The organism is Pseudomonas sp. RSB 5.4, assembly GCF_037126175.1.
In the GTDB taxonomy this organism is placed as follows: Bacteria; Pseudomonadota; Gammaproteobacteria; order Pseudomonadales; family Pseudomonadaceae; genus Aquipseudomonas; species Aquipseudomonas fluorescens_H.
Genome location: NZ_CP146986.1, coordinates 2,882,296 through 2,901,793, shown reverse-complemented (window position 1 = coordinate 2,901,793; position 19,498 = coordinate 2,882,296). Strand labels below are relative to the sequence as shown.

15 protein-coding genes and 6 tRNA genes are annotated in these 19,498 nt (G+C 60.2%); 11 read left to right on the top strand and 10 right to left on the bottom strand.

Annotation, left to right across the window (positions count from 1 at the left end; all coding sequences use genetic code 11):
• Positions 1–4: 4 nt before the first annotated feature.
• Positions 5–1,054 carry an ATP-binding protein gene (locus V9L13_RS13025; RefSeq protein WP_338802707.1) on the bottom strand — a complete coding sequence of 350 codons (1,050 nt, stop codon included), beginning with the start codon at positions 1,052–1,054 and terminating at the stop codon, positions 5–7.
• Complete coding sequence (locus tag V9L13_RS13020) at positions 1,054–1,803, bottom strand: response regulator (RefSeq protein ID WP_003227123.1); 750 nt, start codon at positions 1,801–1,803, stop codon at positions 1,054–1,056. Before V9L13_RS13020 ends, V9L13_RS13025 begins: the two co-directional genes overlap by 1 nt.
• Positions 1,804–2,097: 294 nt before the next feature.
• On the opposite strand from V9L13_RS13020, the gene pyrF reads away from it, so the two are divergent.
• Complete coding sequence (gene pyrF, locus V9L13_RS13015) at positions 2,098–2,796, top strand: orotidine-5'-phosphate decarboxylase (RefSeq protein ID WP_003227121.1); 699 nt, start codon at positions 2,098–2,100, stop codon at positions 2,794–2,796.
• Positions 2,797–2,937: 141 nt separating this feature from the next.
• Here the strand turns inward: pyrF and V9L13_RS13010 are convergent, their stop codons facing one another.
• Complete coding sequence (locus V9L13_RS13010; protein ID WP_003227119.1) at positions 2,938–3,942, bottom strand: NADP-dependent oxidoreductase; 1,005 nt, start codon at positions 3,940–3,942, stop codon at positions 2,938–2,940.
• A gap of 239 nt (positions 3,943–4,181) precedes the next feature.
• Between V9L13_RS13010 and V9L13_RS13005 the strand changes: the two genes are divergently transcribed.
• The 3 genes from V9L13_RS13005 (at position 4,182) to V9L13_RS12995 (ending at position 8,565) form a co-directional block, all read left to right on the top strand.
• Complete coding sequence (locus V9L13_RS13005; protein WP_027612323.1) at positions 4,182–4,943, top strand: SDR family oxidoreductase; 762 nt, start codon at positions 4,182–4,184, stop codon at positions 4,941–4,943.
• 193 nt (positions 4,944–5,136) lie between these two features.
• On the top strand, positions 5,137–6,489 hold the full coding sequence (locus V9L13_RS13000) for a PLP-dependent aminotransferase family protein (RefSeq protein ID WP_045122589.1): 1,353 nt from the start codon (positions 5,137–5,139) through the stop codon (positions 6,487–6,489).
• 108 nt (positions 6,490–6,597) lie between these two features.
• Positions 6,598–8,565, top strand: a complete 1,968-nt coding sequence (locus V9L13_RS12995) for a methyl-accepting chemotaxis protein (protein WP_338802706.1) — start codon at positions 6,598–6,600, stop codon at positions 8,563–8,565.
• Positions 8,566–9,314: 749 nt separating this feature from the next.
• On the opposite strand, the gene V9L13_RS12990 is transcribed toward V9L13_RS12995, so the two are convergent.
• On the bottom strand, positions 9,315–10,073 hold the full coding sequence (locus V9L13_RS12990; RefSeq protein ID WP_177434685.1) for a hypothetical protein: 759 nt from the start codon (positions 10,071–10,073) through the stop codon (positions 9,315–9,317).
• A gap of 384 nt (positions 10,074–10,457) precedes the next feature.
• On the opposite strand from V9L13_RS12990, the gene V9L13_RS12985 reads away from it, so the two are divergent.
• The 6 genes from V9L13_RS12985 (at position 10,458) to V9L13_RS12960 (ending at position 11,079) form a co-directional block, all read left to right on the top strand.
• Positions 10,458–10,533, top strand: a tRNA-Glu gene (locus V9L13_RS12985).
• Positions 10,534–10,535: 2 nt separating this feature from the next.
• Positions 10,536–10,611: transfer RNA gene (locus V9L13_RS12980), tRNA-Gly, on the top strand.
• A 104-nt stretch (positions 10,612–10,715) separates the two neighbouring features.
• Positions 10,716–10,791, top strand: a tRNA-Glu gene (locus tag V9L13_RS12975).
• A 3-nt stretch (positions 10,792–10,794) separates the two neighbouring features.
• A tRNA-Gly gene (locus tag V9L13_RS12970) sits at positions 10,795–10,870 on the top strand.
• Between the two features lie 55 nt (positions 10,871–10,925).
• Positions 10,926–11,001: transfer RNA gene (locus V9L13_RS12965), tRNA-Glu, on the top strand.
• 2 nt (positions 11,002–11,003) lie between these two features.
• Positions 11,004–11,079 (top strand) — tRNA-Gly (locus V9L13_RS12960).
• 131 nt (positions 11,080–11,210) lie between these two features.
• On the opposite strand, the gene V9L13_RS12955 is transcribed toward V9L13_RS12960, so the two are convergent.
• From V9L13_RS12955 to V9L13_RS12940, 4 genes are all read right to left on the bottom strand, one after another.
• Entirely contained in the window at positions 11,211–12,950 is a 1,740-nt protein-coding gene (locus V9L13_RS12955) for a dipeptidase (protein ID WP_338802705.1), read from the bottom strand.
• Between the two features lie 200 nt (positions 12,951–13,150).
• The gene (locus tag V9L13_RS12950) at positions 13,151–13,789 is read right to left on the bottom strand and encodes a LysE family translocator (RefSeq protein WP_338802704.1); all 639 of its coding nucleotides are present in this window, start codon (positions 13,787–13,789) and stop codon (positions 13,151–13,153) included.
• A 1-nt stretch (position 13,790) separates the two neighbouring features.
• Positions 13,791–14,561: a 2OG-Fe(II) oxygenase gene (locus tag V9L13_RS12945; protein ID WP_201136864.1), complete on the bottom strand. Its 771-nt coding sequence runs from the start codon at positions 14,559–14,561 to the stop codon at positions 13,791–13,793.
• Positions 14,562–14,651: 90 nt separating this feature from the next.
• On the bottom strand, positions 14,652–15,278 hold the full coding sequence (locus tag V9L13_RS12940; RefSeq protein WP_338802703.1) for an alanyl-tRNA editing protein: 627 nt from the start codon (positions 15,276–15,278) through the stop codon (positions 14,652–14,654).
• Between the two features lie 90 nt (positions 15,279–15,368).
• On the opposite strand from V9L13_RS12940, the gene V9L13_RS12935 reads away from it, so the two are divergent.
• Entirely contained in the window at positions 15,369–16,367 is a 999-nt protein-coding gene (locus tag V9L13_RS12935) for a LysR family transcriptional regulator (protein ID WP_045122588.1), read from the top strand.
• Positions 16,368–16,451: 84 nt separating this feature from the next.
• On the opposite strand, the gene V9L13_RS12930 is transcribed toward V9L13_RS12935, so the two are convergent.
• Both V9L13_RS12930 and V9L13_RS12925 read right to left on the bottom strand, forming a co-directional pair.
• A complete protein-coding gene (locus V9L13_RS12930) occupies positions 16,452–16,859 on the bottom strand; it encodes a PA2817 family protein (RefSeq protein ID WP_003227100.1) in 408 nt (135 codons plus the stop codon).
• An 89-nt stretch (positions 16,860–16,948) separates the two neighbouring features.
• Positions 16,949–19,396 (bottom strand): acyl-CoA dehydrogenase, encoded by a 2,448-nt coding sequence (locus V9L13_RS12925; protein ID WP_338802702.1) that lies wholly within the window; start codon positions 19,394–19,396, stop codon positions 16,949–16,951.
• Between the last annotated feature and the right edge of the window lie 102 nt (positions 19,397–19,498).

Below are 19,498 nucleotides of genomic sequence, written 5' to 3'. Positions count from 1 at the left end.
TTTCTTAAGTGCGCGGCAGGCGGATGATTGCGGTCAGGCCGCCACCCGGGGTCTCTTCCAGATTCAACTGGCCACCCAAACGCTGCGCTGCCTCGCGGGCGATGGTCATGCCCAGGCCGACGCCGCCGGAGTTGCGGTTGCGCGAGCCTTCCAGGCGATAGAACGGTTCGAACACCGCCTCGCGCTTGTCCTCGGCAATGCCCGGGCCGTGGTCGATCACGCGGATCAGCAGTTGCTCGCGTTGATCCTGCAGTTCGATGCGCGCCTGCCCCGCATAGCGCAGGGCGTTGTCCATCAGGTTGTTGATGCACGAGCGCAGCGCCATCGGCTGCACCTGCAACGGTGCGCAATGGCCGCTGACGTCAACGTCGGCGCCCTGATCCTGAGCGTTTTCGCACAGCGATTCGACCAGCGCCTGCACGTCCATCAACTGCAACGCTTCGCTGGTGCGCTGTTCGTGCAGGTAGGTGAGGGTGGCGTCGAGCATGCCGATCATGTCGTTGAGGTCTTGGCGCATCTGGCCTTGCAGTTTTTCGTCGTCGATCTGTTCCAGGCGCAGCTTCAACCGCGACAGCGGCGTGCGCAGGTCGTGGGAGACGGCGCCGAGCATGCGTGCTCGCTGCTGCACCTGTTCGCGAATGCGTTGTTGCATCAGGTTGAAGGTGTTCGCGGCTTGTCGGGCTTCACGCGGGCCGGACTCGTCCAGCGGCGGGCTGTCGAGGTTTTCGCTGAGGCGTTCGGCGGCGTCGCTCAGGCGCTGGATCGGCCGGCTGAGCAGTTTGGCGCCGTACCACGCGGCGATCATCAACGAGATGAACTGGAAGGTCAGCGGCACCAGCGGCCCGCCGAACCACGGACGCGGCGGGCGATGGGCGAAGCGTGGATCCGGCGGTGGCCGTTGGCCGTCGACGCCCTCGGCAAACTCCGGCGGGGGCGGCGGTGGGGGTGGGCCGTAGTGGTGAAACCAGGCAAAGGCCAGCAGGTGCGCCAGGACGATCGCCACGAACAGCATGCCAAACAGGCGGCCGAACAGCGTGTCGAAGCGCCCTCGCATCAGCCGATGTCTCGTGCGTCGAACAGGTAACCTTCACCGCGCACGGTTTTGATCAACTGTGGGGCTTTCGGGTCGTCGCCGAGTTTTTGCCGCAGGCGCGACACCAGCAAATCGATGCTGCGGTCGAACGCTTCGATCGAACGGCCACGGGCGGCGTCCAGCAGTTGTTCGCGGCTGAGTACGCGGCGCGGGCGTTCGATGAAGACCCAGAGCAGGCGGAATTCGGCGTTGGACAACGGCACCACCAGGCCATCGTCGGCGATCAACTGGCGCAGGACGCTGTTCAGGCGCCAGTTGTCGAAGCGGATGTTGGCCCGCTGTTCGGTGCGATCGTCACGTACCCGGCGCAGGATGGTCTGAATCCGCGCCACCAGTTCCCGTGGTTCGAACGGTTTGGCCATGTAGTCATCGGCGCCCAGTTCGAGGCCGATGATGCGGTCGGTGGGTTCGCAGCGGGCGGTGAGCATCAGGATCGGGATGTCCGATTCGGCGCGCAGCCAGCGGCACAGCGACAGGCCGTCTTCGCCGGGCAACATCAGGTCGAGGACCACCACGTCGAAATGCTCGGCCTGCATCGCCTGGCGCATGGCCGCGCCGTCGGTGACGCCGCTGGCGTGGATGTTGAAGCGGGCCAGGTAGTCGATCATCAGCTCGCGAATCGGCACATCGTCGTCGACGATCAGCGCGCGGATGCTCCAGCGCTTGTCGTCTTTCTGCTCATCAATCACGGTCGTTTGGGTGTTGTGCATGGGGCTGTTCATCTGCCTGTAGGCCCGCCAACCACAAGATGGGCGCGAGGTGGTGGTTTCAGCATAGGCGTCCGGCCGTAAAGCGGGAAGTGCTGATGTAAGGACGTGTTGCGGCTGGCGAGGCTAGCGCGCACGCTTGTTGGCCGCGTGTCGGTTGTGTATCGCATTCGACACAATAACGCCGCAGGCTAAGCTGATCACGCCAGCGGCGACGATTTACCGATCATCGGGTGCCGCGCCGCCGCCGCTTCCGCTACAATGCGCGCCGATTTCGACTTGCCTGAGAGCCCATCCATGTCCGCCTGCCAGACTCCTATCATCGTCGCCCTGGATTTCCCTACCCGTGACGCCGCACTGAAGCTGGCCGACCAGTTGGACCCGAAACTGTGCCGGGTCAAAGTGGGCAAGGAATTGTTCACCAGTTGCGCCGCGGAAATCGTCGGCACCTTGCGTGACAAAGGCTTCGAGGTGTTCCTCGACCTGAAATTCCATGACATCCCCAACACCACTGCGATGGCCGTGAAAGCTGCTGCCGAGATGGGCGTGTGGATGGTCAACGTGCATTGCTCCGGTGGCCTGCGCATGATGGCCGCCTGCCGTGAAGAGCTGGACAAGCGCAGCGGCCCGCAACCGTTGCTGATCGGCGTGACCGTGCTGACCAGCATGGAACGTGAAGACCTGGCCGGTATCGGTCTGGATATCGAACCGCAGGAGCAAGTGCTGCGTCTGGCGGCGCTGGCCGAGAAGGCCGGGATGGACGGTCTGGTGTGCTCGGCGCTGGAAGCCACCGCATTGAAGTCGGCGCACCCGTCGCTGCAATTGGTGACCCCGGGGATTCGTCCGGCGGGCAGTGCGCAAGATGACCAGCGCCGTATCCTGACGCCACGTCAGGCGCTGGATGCCGGTTCCGATTATCTGGTGATCGGCCGTCCGATCAGCCAGGCGGCGGATCCGGCCAAGGCACTGGCTTCGGTCGTGGCCGAAATCGCCTGATCAAACACGCAAGATCCAACAATGTGGGAGCGGGCTTGCTCGCGAATGCGGTGGTTCAGTCGAAATTGATATCGACTGACACGGCCTCTTCGCGAGCAAGCCCGCTCCCACAGTGGTTTTAGGGTGTTGTCGAGTTAAGTTTCAGACCTTCAGCACCAACTTGCCGAAATTCTCCCCACTGAACAACTTCATCAGCGTCTCCGGAAAGGTCTGCAGACCTTCGACGATGTCTTCCTTGCTCTTGAGCTGCCCCTTGGCCATCCAGCCGGCCATTTCCTGTGCGGCGCTGGCGTACTGTGCGGCGTAGTCCATCACCACAAAGCCTTCCATACGTGCGCGGTTGACCAGCAATGACAGGTAGTTGGCCGGGCCTTTGACCGCTTCCTTGTTGTTGTATTGGCTGATGGCGCCGCAGATCACCACCCGGGCTTTCGGGGCCAGGCGGCTGAGCACTGCGTCGAGGATGTCGCCACCGACGTTATCGAAGTACACGTCCACCCCTTTTGGGCACTCGCGCTTGAGTCCGGCCAGTACGTCCTCGTGTTTGTAGTCGATGGCGCCGTCGAAGCCCAGTTCATCGATCAGGTATTTGCACTTGTCGGCACCACCGGCGATACCGACGACCCGGCAACCTTTGATCTTCGCGATCTGCCCGGCAATGCTGCCCACCGCGCCGGCAGCCCCGGACAACACCACGGTGTCACCGGCTTTCGGTGCGCCCACGTCGAGCAAAGCGAAGTAGGCGGTCATGCCGGTCATGCCAAGGGCCGACAGATACACCGGCAGCGGCGCCAGTTTCGGATCGACTTTGTAGAAACCTCTGGGTTCGCCAAGGAAATAATCCTGCACGCCGAGGGCGCCGTTGACGTAGTCCCCGACGGCAAAGCCCGGGTTGTTCGAAGCGATGACCTGGCCTACGCCCAAGGCGCGCATGACCTCGCCAATCGCCACCGGCGGGATGTAGGACTTGCCCTCGTTCATCCAGCCGCGCATGGCCGGGTCGAGGGACAGGTATTGGTTTTTCACCAGTATCTGGCCTGCGCCCGGCTCGCCGACCGGGACTTCCTGATAAGTAAACGTCTCACGGGTCGCCGCGCCCACCGGGCGTTTGGCGAGGAGGAACTGGCGATTGGTCTGGCTGGTCATGGCAGGCACTCGAACTGGATGAAGCCTTGTTGATAGACCCTCGACGCCAATGCTGCAAGGTTGGCTGATGCGGCGAATGCGCAATGATCCAGTGCAGTGATAGTCCCCCGACAGGTTTTATCACTGCGACGGATGAAGGCATAAACAGCCTTCTGATAGTGCTGACGTGGGGCGCGCCCCGGTGGCTATGCTGCGACTCTGCAAATACCTCCTGCATCTCTCCCTTCGAGGACATAACAATGAGCATGACGTTTTCCGGCCAGGTGGTCGTAGTCACCGGAGCGGCCAACGGTATCGGCCGGGCGACCGCCCAGGCATTCGCCGCCGAAGGCTTGAAAGTGGTGGTGGCCGATCTGGACACGGCAGGGGGCGAGGGGACGGTGGCGCTGATTCGTACAGCCGGTGGCGAAGCGACCTTCGTGCGCTGCAACGTTACCGTCGAAAGCGAAGTGAAGAATCTGATGGACGAGGTGATCAATACTTACGGTCGCCTGGACTACGCCTTCAACAATGCCGGGATCGAAATCGAGCAAGGCAAACTGGCCGACGGCTCGATGGACGAGTTCGACGCGATCATGGGCGTCAACGTCAAAGGTGTGTGGTTGTGCATGAAGTACCAGTTGCCGTTGTTGCTCGCTCAAGGCGGCGGGGCGATCGTCAACACCGCGTCGGTGGCGGGGCTCGGTGCGGCGCCGAAGATGAGCATTTATGCGGCGTCGAAACACGCAGTGATCGGCCTGACCAAATCGGCGGCGATCGAATATGCGAAGAAGAAAATTCGCGTCAACGCCGTATGCCCGGCAGTGATCGACACCGATATGTTCCGCCGCGCCTACGAGGCCGATCCGAAGAAAGGCGAGTTCGCCAATGCGATGCACCCGGTGGGACGCATCGGCAAAGTCGAGGAAATCGCCAGCGCCGTGCTGTATCTGTGCAGTGATGGCGCGGCGTTCACCACCGGTCATTCCCTGGCCGTGGATGGCGGCGTCACGGCTTTCTGACGTCTTGTCGCAAGTCCCAGGAAAACCCGCCTTCGTGCGGGTTTTCTCGTTGTTGCCTGTCAGTTCCGTGAAACCATTAAACAATTTGTATCAAGCGGTTAGAACGGTCGCTTTTGACGGCGTTGTCGCACAGCCTGCAGGACGTGGCTGTGATTTACTGCCGCCAGCAAAACGGACAGGAGTTTGCGTGCTCATGGAATTGAGAATTGACCGACAGGCAATGGTGCCGGTCGTACAGCAGATTGTTGATGGCATGACCGAGTGGATCTCGCGAAGTGGTGTGGCGCCGAGCACGCGGCTGCCCTCCGTCAGGCAGATTGCGCGTGCCAATCTGCTCAGTCAGTCGTGTGTGGCGGAGGCCTGCGAGCGCTTGGTGGCGCAAGGCATTCTGGCCTCGCGCCAGGGCGCCGGATTCATGGTGGCCGCGCACGGCAGCGGGTTGCTCGGAATTGACTGCGGGCCGGCAGAAAACTGTTTGAAGCTCGGCGAAGGTGGCTTGCCGCAAAGCTGGCGGGAGTCCGATGACCTGAGTTACGCGATCCGTGAGGTGGCCCGTACCGACATGGCGAGCCTGTTCAATTACAGCAGCCCGCTGGGGCTGCCGGCGCTGCGCGAGCAGATCGTCAAGCGCCTCAGGCTGATCGGCGTCCAGGCCCGGGAAGAACAGGTCCTGACGACTTCCGGTGCCAGCCACGCGCTCGATCTGCTGGTACGCACGCTATTCAAGTCCGGGGATTGCGTCGTAGTCGAAAGCCCCGGGTACGCGCCGTTGTTCGAGCTGTTGCGCCTGCATGGCGTGCAATTGCTGGAAGTGCGTCGCACCCCGAGCGGGCCTGATCCCCAGGCACTGGAGACGCTGTTGAGGCAATTCCGGCCGGTGGCGATGTTCATCAACAGCCACCACCACAATCCCACCGGCTCGTGTCTGACACTGGGCGTGGCGCAACAGATCCTGCAGTTGTGCAACGCCCACGATGTGCGCGTGATCGAAGACGATGTCTACGCCGACCTGCACAATGGTAACGGCACACGCCTGGCGGCACTCGATGAGCGAGTGATCTATGTCGGCAGTTTTTCCAAGACGCTCAGCAGCTCGCTGCGCGTCGGGTTCGTGTACGCCGAACCCTCGCTGATTGCGCGTCTGGCGCGGGTCAAGATGATCAGCAGCATGGGCTCCTCGAGCTTCAACGAGGCGGTGCTGGCCAGTCTCCTGGCCAATGGGGCGTATCGCAAAATGGTCCAGCGTCAGCGTCAGCGCCTGAATACTGATCGGATTGCCGCATTACAGGCGTTGGAAGATGCCGACTGGGAGGTTTTCGGCAAGCCGTGCGGCGGGCTGTTCATCTGGGCTCGCGCACCGCTGAGCGATCTTGCCCGCTTGCACAGTCAGGCGCAGTGCAGTGGCGTGCGCCTGTGTGCGCCGGGGGCTTTCAGTCCGAGTGGCGAAGTCGGTGAGTGGCAGCGAATCAACGTCGCCTATGCCTGTGATCCGCGCGCCCGACAGTTTTTTCGCAGCACTCGTGTGAATCGACCTCAAGCGTTCTGAAAACGACGCGTGCGTAGCTTTTTGCCATTATTCCGACGCCAGAGACTTGTGCTGCTCCATGGCCGTTGCGAATCTTCGGCAACAGACTTTGGCAGGGGACTAAGCGCAATGATTTCCGCCGTGCAAGGACGTTTTGCCAACCTCGGTATGGCGAAGAAACTGGGTATCGGGTTCGTGCTGGTGCTGCTGTTGACTGCGCTGGTGGCTGCCATCGGTGTTTGGTCTCTGCAGACCATCAGTCATCGTTTCGATGGGCTGAAGCAGATGTCGTCACTCAACAGCGCGTTGCTCAAGGTGCGACTGCTGGAGCAGGACTATGCGCTGCACAGCAACCCGAAAACCGTCGATGCCTTGCATGAAGGTGTCGACGGTTTGCTGGCCCAGGCGGCGCAACTCAAGGCGCAATCCCCGGCCAACGTGGCGGTGATGGGCGATGTCGAGCAGGCATTGGGTGCCTATCGCAAGGCTTTCGATGAGTTCGTCTCGCTGACCCAGGCCAAGGATCTGGCGCTGGAAATGGCCAGTTGGTCGGTGTCCAGCGTGGCCAACAATCTCGATGTGCTGCAAGCCGGGCTGGCCGATGATGGCGCGTATACCTTGAAGGACACCGAAGGCAAGGACGGCGCGCAGTTCATCGAACAGGCCAGTCAGGTCAGCCAGGTGTCGCGGTTGATGCTGCAGGCGATGAACGAGGCGCGGATTCGTCTGGACCAGAGCCGCAAGGGCGATGCCGACAGTGCCGGCAAGGGCAATATCGAGCAGGCCGCTCAGGCCCAGGCTCAGGCCGAGCAGTTGAAGACCACGGTCAAGGATGAGGGCTACCTGACAGTCCTTAATGAAGTGTCCGGGCACATCGCCGGTTTCAACGACAAACTCGCCGAGTACACCGGCCTGCTGGCCCAGGAAAAAACCGTCTACGAACAACTGCACCAGCGCGCGGCTCAGGTGATGGAGCGCGTGGATCAGGCGTATGGCGCAGAGGATGGCGCGATGCAGGCGGAACTGAAGAAGAACTCGGTGTTGATCATCGGTTCTTCGGCGCTGGCGTTGCTGGTCGGGTTGATTGCCGCGTGGGTCATTACCCGGTTGATCGTCGCGCCGTTGCGCAGTGTGATGCGGGTCGCACAGCAGATTGCGGCCGGGGATTTGAGTGCGAGGGTAGAGGTCACCCGTCGTGATGAAATTGGCCAGCTGATGGTGGCGATGCAGCAGATGGGCGCCGGGCTGAGCACGATCGTCAGCGGTTTGCAGGCGGGAATTGAACAGTTGGCCAGTTCAGCGCAATCGCTGTCCGCAGTGACCGAGCAGACCAACCTTGAGGTCAACAGCCAGAAGGAAGAGACCGAGCAGGTGGCCACGGCCATGAATCAGATGACCGCCACCGTGCATGACGTGGCGCGTAATGCCGAGGAGGCGGCGCTGGCCGCGCAAACGGCGGATGGCAAGGTCGAGAGCGGGCAGCAAGTGGTGCGCCAGAGCATGGCGCGGATTGAGCAGTTGGCGGATTCGGCGACGTCGGCCAGTTCGAGCATCGAAAGCCTCAGTGCGCAAATTCAGAACATCGGCACGGTGCTGGATGTGATCAAGAGCGTGGCCGAGCAGACCAATCTGCTGGCGCTCAACGCTGCGATCGAGGCGGCGCGGGCCGGGGAGCAGGGCAGGGGGTTTGCAGTGGTCGCTGATGAGGTTCGTGCGTTGGCGCGGCGTACCCAGCAATCGACCGAGGAGATCGAGCGGCTGGTCAGTGCTTTGCGTTCGGCAGCGCATTCGTCGGTGCAGCAGATTCAGAGCAGTGGTGAATTGGTGAAGCTGGCGGTCAGTGATGCGCTGCAGACCGAGAGTGCGCTGGGCAGTATTGCGGCGGCGGTTTCGTTGATTCAGCAGATGAATCAGCAGATTGCGGCGGCGGCGGAGGAGCAGAGTTCGGTGGCTGAGGAGATCAATCGCAGTGTGACGAGTATTCGCGCGAGTGCGGATCAGTCTTCGATTGCGATGCGGGGGAATGCGGTTTCGAGTGTTGAGCTGGCGCGGTTGGGGGGGGAGCTCAAGGGGATGGTTGGGCATTTTCGGCTTTGACTTGGCGGCCTCTGGGCCGACCAGGTTCTTGGTTGGGGGGTGTGAATATCCGTTGCTGCGGTAACGGCTTCTTATGGTTCCGCTCTTACAGCGGCTCACTTTTCCAGACGCCGAAAAGTAAGCAAAAGGCTTGGCCCCGGCGTACGGCCCTCGCTTAGGCTCGGGTTCCTTCGTTGCGGGATTCATCCGAGGGCATCGCCTCCGGTTTGCTTCGCTGCACCTCCTCTCGATGTGTTTGGCTGCGCCAAACGTCGCTGCGCTCCCACCCCCGGATAAACCCCTCCACTCAGCCTGCCGATGGGGCCGGCACGGCAAGATCAAGAGCTGCAGCCGAGCTTGCGCTCATCCTGTGTAGGAGCTGCCGAAGGCTGCGATCTTTTGATCTTGATCTTGATCTTGATCTTGTGGGAGCTGGCTTGCCAGCGATGGCGGCCTGACAGCCGACCAATCTCCAACTGACTCCCCCCAATCCCACTGTGGGAGCGGGCTTGCTCGCGAAGACGGCCTGACAGCCAACCACTCTCCAACTGAATTCCCTCAATCCCACTGTGGGAGCCAGCCTGCTGGCGATAGCGGCCCTACAGCCGACCAATCTCCAACTGAATAAACTCATGCCCACTGTGGGAGCGGGCTTGCTCGCGAAGGTGGCCTGACTGCCAACCAATCTCTAACTGAATGTTCGCAATGGCAGTCAGCCCATCACTCACAAAAAAGCCACCTCTCGGTGGCTTTTCCTCAACTTTCGACAATCAGTCGTAGATCACTTTCTTTTTCCAGTCCGCATCGGCTTCGACTTCCTTGAGGCCTTCGGTCAACTGGTTCACTTCGCCTTCGACTGGAGCAATCTTGTCCATGACCTGGGCGTTGGCGCGGGCCAGCAGTTTTTCCAGGTATTGCAGTTGTTCCGAGTACATCTGCGGGTCTTGCTGTTTGCGCAGGTATTGCACGCCGCGTTCGAAGGCGAGGCGGGCCTGGCCGGGCTGGTTTTGTTGCAGGGATTGTTGGCCGAGGTTGTTGAAGAATTCGATGTGCAGCAGGACCAGGATGTGGCGGACTTCTTTGATCCAGTGTTTGGCTTCGTTTGGTGGCAGGAAGCCGTCGTGGGCGGCGCGGGTGATCTGGCCGTGCAGGGCTTCGAGCAGGAAGCGGACGTCCTTGGCTTTGGCTTCGGTCAGGATCGGTGCCGGTGGGTTGTTGACCGGGATCGACTCGCCCTGGGCCACCAGTGCGCTCAGTTCGGTGATTCGTGCTTTGGTCGTGGCGCTGGTTTTTTCCAGGTTCAGCAGGCGCTGGCAGACGTTCAGTTCCAGACGGGTCAGCAACAGCTTGAGCGCCGGGGTCATGAACTGGCCGGGGAAAGTTTCGGTCAGTTCGCCGCAGCGGCGCAGGCGATCGTTGAGTTCGATCTTGGTGCGGGCCTTCTCCAGTTTGTTGTTTTCCACCACATGGTTCATGTAGCCAATGGCGATCAGAATTGCGATCCCGGCTACGACTAGCAGGGTGATCATGAGTGGTGTCACCGGTAAGACCTCTTTATAGGGTTCGCGTGCGAGTTTAGTGGCTGGGCATTTAGGCGCCTAGCGCCGCTCGACGAGTTGGATCGGCAGCTTCAATCTGTATCGGCTGCGCACTGCTTATATGAATGCTGGCGCTGGAAGTGCAGATTGCCATCACTGAGCGGTGGACTATAACGCCTTGGCGAGTGGCGGAATATAGGCGTCAATCGTCGGGCGACGGAAAACCCCGAATGCTCCCGTAAAGCAGGTCGAAGTCATTGATTTAAATAAATTTATATTCGGGGGTTGACTACCTCTCAAACCATCCATAGAATGCGCGCCACTTGCAGCGTAAAGCACACAGCGAAACGCCGCAGGGAGTGAATGTTGTAGCGTGTCCCCTTCGTCTAGTGGCCTAGGACACCGCCCTTTCACGGCGGTAACAGGGGTTCGAGTCCCCTAGGGGACGCCAATGCGGGAATAGCTCAGTTGGTAGAGCACGACCTTGCCAAGGTCGGGGTCGCGAGTTCGAGTCTCGTTTCCCGCTCCAATTTTAAACGGCACTGCTTTCGGGCGGGGCTGAGTGAAACCAGAACCAAGTCTTCGGATGCGGATCTGGACACCGAAACACACACCATGTGTTCCGGGTAGCGTGTCCCCTTCGTCTAGTGGCCTAGGACACCGCCCTTTCACGGCGGTAACAGGGGTTCGAGTCCCCTAGGGGACGCCATTTGCGGGAATAGCTCAGTTGGTAGAGCACGACCTTGCCAAGGTCGGGGTCGCGAGTTCGAGTCTCGTTTCCCGCTCCAAATTCTAAAAGTGCCGCTCAGTGAGCGGCGTTTTTATTAGTGAAAGTTGTAGCCTGTCCCCTTCGTCTAGTGGCCTAGGACACCGCCCTTTCACGGCGGTAACAGGGGTTCGAGTCCCCTAGGGGACGCCATTGCGGGAATAGCTCAGTTGGTAGAGCACGACCTTGCCAAGGTCGGGGTCGCGAGTTCGAGTCTCGTTTCCCGCTCCAATTTCACAAAAACGCCGATCAGTGATGATCGGCGTTTTTGTTTGTGCAGTATTTGTCGCGCAACAAAAAAGGACCTTCGGGTCCTTTTTTGTTTTCACGTCAGGCCCGCTGAATCACGGGCCCGTGTCTTATCAGAGCTTCGGCAGTTGTCCGACACGCCCCATCATTTCCGTGACGATCTGCAGGTCCAGCAGGAACTGGTCAACCGTCTTGAACTCGCCATCGGTATGGCCGGTGTATTTGACTTCAGGTCGGGCCAGGCCGAATTGCACGCCGTTCGGCAATTCATGCACCGACGTTGCGCCGGCAGACGTACCGAACTCGTGCTTCATGCCCAGGTTTTCAGTGGCTACCGCCAGCAGTGCTTTCACCCATTCGCCTTCCGGATTGCGGTACATCGGTTCGGCGATCGAATAGGTGAAGTCCACGGCGACGTGAGTTTTCTTGCTCCAGGCCGTGAGTTTGTCAGCGATTTCCTTCTTCAGTACCTCCGGTGATTTACCCTTCGGCACGCGCAGGTTGACCGCCAGTTTGAAGGCTTTGTCGTCCACGCCCACATAGGTCAGGGAAGTGGTCAACGGGCCCATGAACGAATCGGAGAAACCCACGCCGAGTTTCTTGCCCAGGTAATCCAGGCCCCAGTTGTTGGACGCATAGCGTGCAGCGTCGGTGATCTGGTTGTGCTTGAGCGCCACCTTGCCGTCGAGGCTGTTGATGAAGTCGAGCATCCGCGCGACCGGATTGACGCCGGACTCGGGCTCGGAGGAGTGCGCGGACACGCCGGTGATCGTCAGTTTGACGTCTTTGCCGTCAACCTTGGCCGCGACTTCGAAGTTGCCGCCGTGTTTTTTCGCGTACTCGTTGCCGGCCTTTTGCAGGCTCGCCGCCAGTTGCTCAGGCTTGTCGGTGACGAGGGTAGCAACCGAAACCGATGGAATCTGGTTGGTTGCCAGGCCGCCGGTCATCGAGATGATTTCTGCGCCACTGCCTTCAGCCTTGCGCAGTGGGAAGTTGGCCATGACGATGCCGTAGCCTTTTTCGGCGATGACCACCGGATAGCCGCCGTCCAGCGCCATGTTGTAGTTCGGCGTCGGGTTGTGTTCGAAGTAATACGGGATCGCGTCGCCGGAGGTTTCTTCGGTGGTGTCCACCAGCAGTTTGAAGTTGCGTGCCAGCGGCAGCTTTTCTTCCTTGATCACTTTCATCGCGTACATCGCGACGACGATGCCGTTCTTGTCGTCCTCGGTGCCGCGGCCATACATGCGGTCGCCGATCAGTGTGACTTTGAACGGATCGAGTTTGGTGCCGTCTTTCAGTACCCAGTTTTCCGGGGTGACCGGCACCACGTCGGCATGGGCGTGAATGCCCACAACTTCGTCGCCGCTGCCGTCGAGGGAAATTTCATAGACGCGGTTGTCGACGTTGCGGAACTTCAGGTTGAACGATTCGGCCAGGTTCTTGATCTTTTCGGCGATCTTGATGAACTCCGGATTGTCGTGCTGGGCCACGCCTTCTTTCTGGAAGGTCGGGATTTCCACCAGCTCGCGCAGGGTTTCGAGGGCGGCTTTGCCGTACTTCACGCGGGTGTAGATGCCCAGCAGGCGATAGATCTCGTTCTGCTGTTCGGCGCTCAGGGTCTTGTTGTCGAGAAAACCATTGATCGCCGGGGCGAGGTTGTCGGTCTTGCTCAGATCGCTCTTGGCTACGGCACCGAGAAACTGACGAAAATCGCTGACCGTCGTATCGCTGAAGGTCTTGAGGATCGCAGCGCTTTGCTCAGGGGTGATGTTGGCCTGAGCAGGCAGGGTGAACGACGAGAGACTGGCCAGAACCAGGCTGGCAGCAGCCAGACGCTTGAGGGGAAAATGCATTGCGAGGGGCATTCCTTTGCAGGCAGTTGAGTGGGAAGTGTTTGAAAGATGAAACAAATCTTTTCCAAACTAACACCGCGAAGGTGTTGAAGGGGAGCCCCTGAAGTGGGATCCGTCGCACAGAAATGCAAAAGCGGCGCACAAACGAAAAAGGCCCGATCGGCGTTCAACCGATCGGGCCTTTGCTTTGAACGCGGCTTTTACATCGACAGCACCAGCCTGCCGGCGAACAGAATCAGGATCACGCCCATGCTGCGTTCGAACCAATGGCCCATGCGCATGAACAGGGTTCGCACCCGGCTGCTGGAAAAAAACAGCGCGACGATCACAAACCACAGCGCATTCACGAAGCACATCCACACCCCGTACAGCGCCTGGATTTCCAGCGGGGTGCTGGCGCTGATGATGGTGGTGAAGATCGCCAGGAAAAACAGCGTGGCCTTGGGATTGGTGGCATTGGTCAGAAAACCGGTGCTGAACGCCTTGAACAGCGATTGCGCAACCAGTGGTTCGTCCGTGCTTTTCTCGCCCTCAAGCGTGGTTTTCGGTTTACTGCGAATCAGGCTGATGCCGAGGTAAAAGATGTACGCCCCACCGATCACCTTGGCCACCGTCAGCAACCACGGTGTGGTGTGCATCAGAGCGCCAACGCCGAGCAACGTGTAGAGAACGTGCACGGAAATACCGGCGCCGATCCCCAGTGCGGTGCAGATCCCCACCAGTCGGCCGAAGCGTACGCTCTGGCGGATGGTGACAGCGAAGTCCGGGCCGGGAGCGACCACGGCCAGAAAGTGAATGGTGGCCAGCGCCAGAAACTCGCCCAGGTAGTTCGATAACATCTCAGCTCCAGAAGGTCAGGGGTGAAGCATTGCCGCGATAGCCGACAAAGAACGAAAGGCTCAGTCGCGGATCCGCCACGCCCGGGGTGACCGAGTGCATGCAGCGCGAATTGAACATGATGAAGTCTCCCGGTTGCGGCCGCACTTCAAGGGTCGGTGGGCCGAGCAGCGCCGGGTCGATGCCGTAACTGTCACCGCGCATCTCGTCGAACTGATCCGGGGTGATGTCGTCGTCCCACATCTGCAGCGCGCCGCCTTCGGTCGGCATGTTCAGGTAGACGTTGCAGGCGAACTGCGCCTCCAGGCTGCGGGCCTGAAAGCTGTCCGGGGCGTCTTTGGCGAAAATGTCGTGATGGGCAAGAAAGCACACGCCGGGTTTGACCACCCGTGACAGGCCGACGTACATCTTGCGGCCGTAGAGGTTTTCCAGATGGGCACCGGCCGGCCATGACTCATCGAGCATGCAGCGCAGGGTGTCGACCGGCGAGGAGTAGGGCGCACAACGCTCGCGCAGTTCGGCGATGTTACTGGCGGCGCGTTCGAAGTAGTCCTCGATCAGCAACGGCTGGTTTTCCGCCTCGTAAAATGCCATGCCGATCCGGCCGATGCTCGGCGCGTTGATGTAGCCCTCGAAGCCCGGAGCCAGAATCTTGTCGCCAATCTGGATCGCCAGCGGCTCAGGCAAAAAGCCTTTGACGCGGATGGCGAGGACTTCTTCGTTGGCCAGTTTTTTTATGCACGTCTCATCGAGACGCTCGACGTCTAGCATCATTGTTTTTAGGTCCATCTATCGATAGTCAACGGAACCGGCGATTGCGGTTCCCCCGGCGTCGGACGCTGCGTGGAGCAACGCCCGAGATGCTTAATCCACGCTGTAGTGGACGGATAACGTGCCTTTCTTCTGCGAAAGGGAGGCGATCGTGACTGTGCCCAAATCCTTCAGGCTGCGTACATGGGTGCCACCGCAGCCGTAGGCTGGCAGTTCGCCAAAACCGATTTCCCGCGCGCCCTCGCGCAGCGAGGTCAGGCGTGGCAGATCGTGTTCGATCCACTGACTTATTCCGTATTGAACGGTTGGCGCGTCGACTTCCTGAGCTGCGTCGCCCGGCTTGAACTGCACCCGGCCTTCGTCTGGCCAGTGGTGTGCCTTGACCGGTGTCCAGCCCATGGCCTGGACGAAATGCCCGATCAAATGCCCGGCAGAATGCATGCGGGTGTTGTAGCGGCGACGTTGTTCATCGACGTGAATACAGGTCATGCCCAGTTTCACCGGACGATCGACGTAATGCACGATCCGGTCGGGCTCCTGCACCACGCGCAGCACCTGGCTTTCGCCGATCATGCCGGTATCACAAGGCTGACCACCGCCTTGCGGGTGAAACAGGGTGGCGCGCAGCACCACGGCAAATTCGTTCTCGTGGGGCGTGCAGTCGAGGACTTCCACATTAGCCTTGAGGTCATCACTATGGAAAAAGAGGCGAAGCGTCATATTCCATGCCCTTATTAAAGTTTCTATTTTTATTATATGAATCGTGCAATAACGTGATAATCCGTTCAAACATCAAAGGACTTGTGCGCTGTGAGCATCAATCTACCGCTGCCACTGCTCGGTGAAATGGCGATTTTCGTCAAGGTCGTGGAGACCGGCAGCTTCTCCGAGGCTGCCCGCCAACTCGGTTCGTCGCCGTCCGCGATCAGCCGCAGCATTTCTCGGCTGGAGAAGGCCTTGGCCACGCGTTTGTTGCAGCGCACCACCCGCAAATTGCGCTTGAGTGACGGTGGCGAGGAAGTGTTCAAGCGCTGTCAGGAGATGGTCAGCGCCGCGAAATCGGTGATGGAGATCAGCGGGCAGTTCACCCACGAGGCGGAAGGGCTGGTGCGGGTCAGTGTGCCGAAAGCGGTCGGGCGTTTCGTGATTCATCCGCACATGCCCGAGTTTCTGCGGCGTTATCCCAAGGTCGATGTCGAGTTGCTGTTGGAAGACCGGCAGGTTGATTTGATTGACGATCATGTCGATCTGGCGATTCGCATCACTGATCGACCACCGGCCGGGCTGGTCGGGCGGCAGTTGCTGACCATCGACCATTTGCTCTGCGCCACCCCGCAATACCTGGCCGAACACGGCACCCCGACCCACCCGCATGACCTGCTTGATCACAGTTGCATCTATCTGGGGGAAACCCCGAGCGATGCACGCTGGAAATTCAAGAAGGGCAGTAAAGCGGTAACCGTCGGCGTGCGTGGCCGCTATGCCGCCAACCACACCGGCGTGCGGCTGGGAGCAGTGTTGCAGCACATCGGTATCGGCAGCCTGCCGTACTTCACCGCGCGCTATGCCTTGGAGCAGAAGTTGATTGTGCAGGTGCTGCCGGAATGGACGTTCCTGGCTTCGTATCACGGTGGGCTGTGGTTGCTGCATTCGCCGACGCGTTACCTGCCGCCGAAGCTGCGGGTATTCATCGATTATCTGGTGGAGTGCCTGGAGAAGGAGCCGACGTTGAGCAAGCCGGGGAAGGCGGGGGCGCCGAATAATCTGGCGATGGCGTATGAATTACCGGAGAGCGAGGGGCTGCTTTAAAAGCAAAAGATCGCAGCCTGCGGCAGCTCCTACATGGATTGTGTAGGAGCTGCCGCAGGCTGCGATCTTTTGCTCTTTGGAAGCTTAGTGCTTGCTGTCTTGTGCAGACATCGCCATCAGCTGCTTTTCCTGATTCCAGTCGAACGGTTCGTCGTTCTGTTCGGCTTCGTAGCGACGTTCTTCCAGTGCCTGATACAGATCGATTTCTTCATCTGACAGGTAGTGCAGGCAGTCGCCGGCGAAGAACCACAGCAGATCCCGTGGAATCAGGTGGGCAATTTGCGGATAACGGGTAATCACTTGGGTCAGGATGTCCTGGCCCAGGTACTGGCTTTCGATCGGGTCGATCGGCAGGGACGCCAGCAGTTCGTCGAAGCGCTCCAGGAACAAGGCATGGCTTTCTTCGGGAACCTGTTCGGCCTCACCTACGGCGACCAGGATACTGCGCAGATGGTCGAGCAAAACCAGATGATCGGCAACGACGTTGGACACGAGATAAGTCCTCAAGAGCAAAACGGGCGCGGGAGTATAAAGCTCTCGCGCCCGTTTTTCATAAATAAACAGCTACACGGTCGTCAGCATCAGCGGACTTTACCCTCAGCCAGCTTCAGCTCTTCCTTGTCGAAATCATCGACGTCGATCACCTTGCGCCGTGCCGCTTCGGCATCGCGCAGGGTCTGCGCTTCCGCCGCTTGCAACACCCCGGCCTCCAGTGCAGCGTCGATGGCGTGTTCGCCAGCCACCGGTTTGACCTGACCGCTTTTCAGCGCCGTGTGCAGTTTCTTGTGCAGCGGTTGCGCGGCAGTCAGCAGATCGCTGGCGTGTTGCAGAGCACCGACGGCATCGTCGGCAGACTGTGGGCGATAGCAGCCGGCGAGCAGTTCTTCGAGGGTCGGATCGCCTTTGGCGCGACCGATCACAGCTGCCACTTCGGCACCCAGTTTGTCCGAAGGGCCTTTGTGGCGACGACCGAACGGGAACACGATTACTCGCAACAGATAGCCGAACACTTTGTTCGGGAAGTTGCTCAGCAGTTCATCCAGCGCTCGTTCCGACTGACCGAGGCTTTCTTCCATGGCCCAACGGAACAACGGCTCCATATGCGCCGGGGAGTCCAGGTCGTGATAACGCTTGAGCGCGGCGGAGGCCAGATACAGGTTGCTCAATACATCGCCCAGACGCGCGGACAGGCGTTCGCGACGTTTCAGTTCGCCGCCCAGCAACATCATGCTGAAGTCGGCGAGCATGGCAAATGCTGCGGCCTGACGGTTGAGTGCGCGGAAATAACCTTGGCTGATCCTGTCCCCAGGCGCATGTTCGAAGTGGCCGAAGCCCAGGTTCAGCACCAGGGTGCTGGCCGCGTTACCCACCGCAAATCCGATGTGCTTGAGCAGCAGGCCATCGAACTCTTTCAGTGCCTGGTCTTTGTCTTCACGGCCGGCGAGGGCCATTTCCTTGAGGACGAACGGATGGCAGCGGATCGCGCCCTGACCGAAGATCATCAAGTTGCGCGAGAGGATGTTCGCGCCTTCCACGGTGATGAAGATCGGCGCGCCGTTCCAGCTACGGCCGAGGTAATTTTTCGGCCCCATGATGATCGCCTTGCCGCCGTGCACATCCATGGCGTGGGTGATGCACTCGCGGCCGCGTTCGGTCAGGTGGTACTTGAGGATCGCCGACAGCACCGATGGTTTCTCCCCCAGATCCACCGCGTTGGCAGTCAGCATGCGCGCCGCGTCCATCATCCAGGCGTTGCCGCCGATGCGCGCCATCGCTTCCTGAATGCCTTCGAAGGCTGACAGCGGGACGTTGAACTGTTCACGAATCTGCGCGTACTGACCGGTTACCAGGCTGGTGAACTTGGCCGCGCCAGTGCCGACTGCCGGGAGCGAAATCGAACGCCCGACGGACAGGCAGTTCATCAGCATCATCCAGCCCTTGCCGAGCATTTCCTGGCCTCCGATGAGGAAGTCCAGTGGAATGAACACGTCTTTGCCCGAGTTCGGGCCGTTCATGAAAGCGGCACCCAGTGGCAGGTGACGACGACCGATTTGCACGCCGGCGGTATCGGTAGGGATCAGCGCCAGGCTGATACCGAGGTCTTCCTTGTCGCCCAGCAGATGCTCCGGGTCGTAGGCCTTGAAGGCCAGACCGAGCAGGGTCGCGACCGGGCCGAGGGTGATGTAGCGTTTTTCCCAGTTCAGGCGCAGACCGATGACTTCCTGGCCTTCCCATTCACCTTTGCAGATGATCCCGGTGTCCGGCATGGCGCCAGCATCGGAACCGGCCAGCGGGCCGGTGAGGGCGAAGCACGGAATGTCGTCGCCACGCGCCAGCCGCGGCAGGTAGTGATTGCGTTGCTCATCGGTGCCGTAGTGCAGCAGCAGTTCGGCCGGGCCGAGGGAGTTGGGCACCATTACGGTGGAGGCGAGGTCGCCGCTGCGGGTCGCGAGTTTCATCGCCACTTGCGAGTGGGCGTAGGCGGAAAAACCCTTGCCGCCGAACTCCTTGGGAATGATCAGGGCGAAGAAACCGTGCTCCTTGATGTGGCTCCAGGCTTCGGGTGGCAGATCCATCGACTGGCCGATCTGCCAGTCAGTGACCATTGCGCAGAGTTCTTCGGTCGGGCCGTCGATGAAGGCTTGTTCCTCTTCGCTCAGTTGCGCTTTCGGATAGGACAGCAGTTTGTCCCAGTCCGGACGTCCGCTGAACAGTTCACCGTCCCACCAGACGGTACCGGCATCGATCGCGTCGCGCTCGGTCTGCGACATCGGCGGCAGGGTTTTCTGGAACCAGTTGAACAGCGGCGCGGTGAAGTGTTTGCGGCGCAGGTCAGGCAGTAGCAACGGCACGGCCACCACAGCAAGCACGATCCACAACACCAGCAGCAACCAGCCCGGGGCATGGCTGAAAATGCCCATCGCCAGCAGGTAAATGGCGACGATACCCAACGCGGGCAGGGGGGCGATGCGACGGTGGGCGAGGTACGCCACACCGACGATCAGAACCAGTATCCACAACAACAGCATATGTAATCCTCCGTGAACCAGGGCAAACCGACCCTCCAGAGCTTAGACGGCATCTGTAAAACGGGTTGGTCAGAACATGGTGATTGAACTTGTGGGAAACCC